At 55.3% G+C, this 3,838-nt stretch carries 2 protein-coding genes and 1 pseudogene; all 3 read right to left on the bottom strand.

Annotation, left to right across the window (positions count from 1 at the left end; genetic code table 11):
* Window positions 1-432 (bottom strand): annotated as a pseudogene (locus AC1DYS_RS32140) (MotA/TolQ/ExbB proton channel family protein); the annotation flags it as partial.
* A gap of 83 nt (window positions 433-515) precedes the next feature.
* Window positions 516-1,169: an energy transducer TonB gene (locus AC1DYS_RS32135; protein WP_477906143.1), complete on the bottom strand. Its 654-nt coding sequence runs from the start codon at window positions 1,167-1,169 to the stop codon at window positions 516-518.
* A gap of 118 nt (window positions 1,170-1,287) precedes the next feature.
* The coding region (locus AC1DYS_RS32130; RefSeq protein WP_477906141.1) for a TonB-dependent receptor domain-containing protein at window positions 1,288-3,838 on the bottom strand (2,551 nt) is incomplete at its 5' end.

Raw genomic sequence — 3,838 nt, 5'->3', positions numbered from 1 at the left:
GGCGTGGTCCTTGCCCGCCTCAACACCGCTTTCGGCGATGAACTGGAAGGCGCTGCCGCTCTTCAGCGTTTTCATGCCTTCGTTCAGGCTGGCAGACTTGAAGAATGTCTGGCGAGCCGCCTTGGCTTCGGAGCTTAGCTTGAAGCTTTCGAACAACTTGGTCACGAGGATGTACCAGCTGGCAAGGCTCATGATGATGAGGATGATCAGCGTGCCACGTGCAACGACGTCGCCCTGTGCCCAGAGGTGCTTCAGGTCATAGGGGTTCTCAACGCTTTCCTTGCTGACAGTCGCCGCTGGTGCTGCAGCAGGAGTTGGCGCCGTCACTTCGGGCGCGGAGGCGGGAGCCTGCGCGTGGGCAGGGGCGATTGCAAACGAAGCAATCAAGAGCAAGCTTGTGGCGATTGAGTTGAGTTTTTTGATGAAGGACATGATCTTCCGATCTACTGGGGTAAGAAGAAATTGAACGAGGCGTCCTGATGGGAGGCCTCTCACAATGGAGCTGGTCGGCTCGACTATTCGAGTTTGTAGCCAAAGGGCACTTGAACAATCACATCTCGCCCTTGGCCTGCGCACGTGTACTCACTGACGATGCGTACGCTGTTGCGAGCAAAGATCGGGTGCGAGGATTTCAGTACCTTCACATCTTTGACTTCACCACTGGCGGTGACAGTAAATTGAATCAGGGCTTCGCCCTTCTCCAAGCCCTGGCGAATCGCCTCCCGAGGGAAACCAGCTTCACCCATCTTTACGCTGTAGTTTGAACATGCCACCGATGCCGAGACCACCGCGGGGGCAGGCGGGGCGGGTGCAGCGACAACGGGGGGTGCCACGGGTACGATCGCTGTCTGTACTGGCGGCGTCGGCGTTGTCGCGGTAATGGTGGGCGCTGGCGGTGGCGGTGTCGCTATCTGCACTTCCGGGGGCGGTATGAACGGCGGCGGGGGAGCTTCTAATTTAGGCGGTGGAGGCAACACCACTTCAGGCGGCGGCGGCGGCTTGGTGACCTCCTCAATCACCTTGGTTTCGATGGGTGCGCGCACCACGTCGATCACCTTCCTTGCCAACCCGGACATCAGCCCGTAGACGAGAAGGCCGTGGAATAAAACAACGAACGCGATGCCAGTTAGATGGCGTCTTGGGTCCGCTTGTCTCTTGGAAAAATCCATACCCTGGGGTCTCCAGTTTGGGAAAGCACAAGCGCTTGAGGTTAACAAAAAATGCCCGCCGGCTCGTGGCCAGCGGGCACAAGAACAAATAACTAGTCAGTCGTCGTAGTCAGTCTGCTTAGAACTTGTACGAAGCGTTAACAAACGCGGTACGGCCACGTGGATCATAGTAACGGTCGTCATAGCCAAACTGTTGACCCTTGTTCGCGCCAGCCGTTGACAACGTCAAAGGAGGATCCGTGTCGAACACGTTCAACAGGCCAACGGTGAATGACAAGCTCTTGATAGGCGTCCACTGAGTCTGCCAGTCCATCGTGAAGTACCGCTTCACCTTGAGTTGAACGGTCTCTTGCCCCACCACATTGCCAGAAGAGTCGAGCAGATCGACGTTTTTCGCAGTATCCGTATAGCCAGACTTGAAGTTGACACCGATGGAATGTGCCCAACGGTCTGTCTTCAAAGTCGTGGTCCAACGGCCCTGCCAACGGAACGTCACCGCGCCCAGGTTCGGGTTATTGTTTCCAATCGCCGAATAGTAAGGGCCATCGGCCAGTAGTTGGGACTCCTCCCGAATCATGTATGTCGCCGTCAATTTGGTGTCCAAATCGCCGAGCCCGGTCTTTGCTCGACCGACAACATCAAAGTCAAGGCCAGTGGAGTAAGACCTCCCAAGATTCTGGTTGTCCGCGACAAAAGCCAAGTAATCGATCCCGGTGCCGACATCTTTGGTCTTGCCCCATGAGTTTTGATACTTGAGAGGATTGGCGAAGACCTCCTCCTCAGTCAGTTGACCAAAAGCATCCCTGATCGCTACATGCCACAGATCAACGCCAAAGGACATTTGGCTCGATGGTTCGAGACGAATCCCAATCGTTCCTTGCAGCGACTTCTCGGGTTGGAGGTTCTTGTTACCACCAGCGATCTGATCGTATTGACGGTTGCCAGGCTGGCATACAGCGCCTTGGGCTGTAGCCACTGCTTGAAGTTCTGCCGAGCAGGTGTACTTCTCCGAAGTAACGCCAAAAGCTTGCCTTGCCGCATTGACCTGCGGCACTGTTGGAGCGTGGAATCCAGTTCCAACTGAACCTCGAATCAACACGCTCTTGTCCGGCGTCCAACGGAAGCTCGCTTTGGCCGTGGTGGAGTTGCCGAAGTCCGAATAGTGGTCATAACGGGCCGACGTGTTGATCTCAAAGCCCTTCACGATTGGAATCGCCAACTCACCAAAAACGCCATAGGACTTGCGGTCTGCAGAATAAGGAACTGTGGCAGCTCCATCGCCGAACCGTTGGTCGCACGGAAGTGCTGGATTTGTCGGATCGCAAAGAGTTCCTGCAACAGGATCCGCCAACTTGCCTTGGGCAAACAAGCTTGGTTTGGTTTCGAACTGCTCCTTGTTGAAGTTCGCACCGGCCGCCAGAGACAACGCTCCAGCCGGAAGGGCCATCAGTTCACGTGAACCGGAAATTGCGACGGTGTCTAGCTTCGCGGTGCCGCCGTCCCAATAGCCCTTGTAGTTTGCCGCATTCAACGCAGCCAAACCTGCCGCAGATTGCTGGCCCTCCAGAACAAACGGATTCAAAGCTCCACTGGAGGTCAACTTGCGTACCGCGATAGCACCGGGGTAGCCTGAGAGGTTCTCTTTAACATCACTCTGCGAATGACCAACGCTAGCCTTGTAGTCCCATCCGGCCAACGTACCCTTTGAGCCCAGGGCGATGTCATAAAACTTTGCCTCATCGTCATTCGTTCGCTTACCTAAGTCAGCAATCCGATAGAAAGCGGTACTGTCACCGGTGATGCCCAAAGGCAGCAGATATTGGTCGTGCAAGGGAGTACCAGCCGCCACAGTGATGCCACCTGGCACAGGCGCGATCCGAGATGTTTGTTTAGTTCTTGACCACAAAGCATCCAGGAACACCACTTGGTCGCCCACTGTTTTGCTCACTGAACCCATCAAACTATCTCGTTTGCGCTCTGGGTAGATTTCCAGTTCACCCACAAAGTCAAAGCCGCAATAGTCATCCACCAAACCTGTTCCGTCGTTGTAAGGTTCAACAACGCGGAAGGTTTTCGGTGGGCAGGCACCATTGACCAACCGGTAGGGGCTGATCAACTGCCCTTGGTCATCAGTTGCGTTTGCGGGAATCGGGCTCGCCGAGAACTGTTGGAATCGATAGTTCTTGCCGTTGTTGCTGAAGAAGATGCGACCTGACTTTGCAAATTCACGATCAGTCGCCTTCAGCTGGGTACGTTCGTCGTGCGCACCGGTGAAGAACACATTAAATCCATCGGAGGCTAACGACCCGAACCCCTTGCTAAACGAAACGCGCTTTTCTTTGGCGCCATCTCRTGGGTTAGAGAACCCGACTGTGATGTCTCCCTCAGTCGTATCTTGCTTCGTAATAAAGTTGACCACGCCGGCAATAGCGTCAGCGCCATAAAGGGACGAGGCCCCGTCTGTAAGAATCTCGACGCGCTCGATGGCTGACACTGGAATGGCGTTCAAGTCCATTGCTGCGGCAAAGCCAGTGAGTGTTTGCCCGCCGAATTGAGTCAGACGCCGGCCATTCAGCAACACCAGTGTGCGAGTTTCACCAACGTTGTGAACAGACACGCCGGAGAAACCAAAGGAGCCGCCACCCACCGACGATGACTCGCCTGTGGAC

It is taken from the genome of Rhizobacter sp. P2_G4, from assembly GCF_056403575.1.
The sequence above is the reverse complement of the archived record's forward strand: the minus strand, read 5'-3'. Positions and strand labels throughout refer to the sequence as shown.

Excerpts from the sequence above, each read along its gene's own strand:
- AC1DYS_RS32135 (WP_477906143.1), bottom strand. The coding sequence starts at position 1,169 with ATGGATTTTTCCAAGAGACAAGCGGACCCAAGACGCCATCTAACTGGC.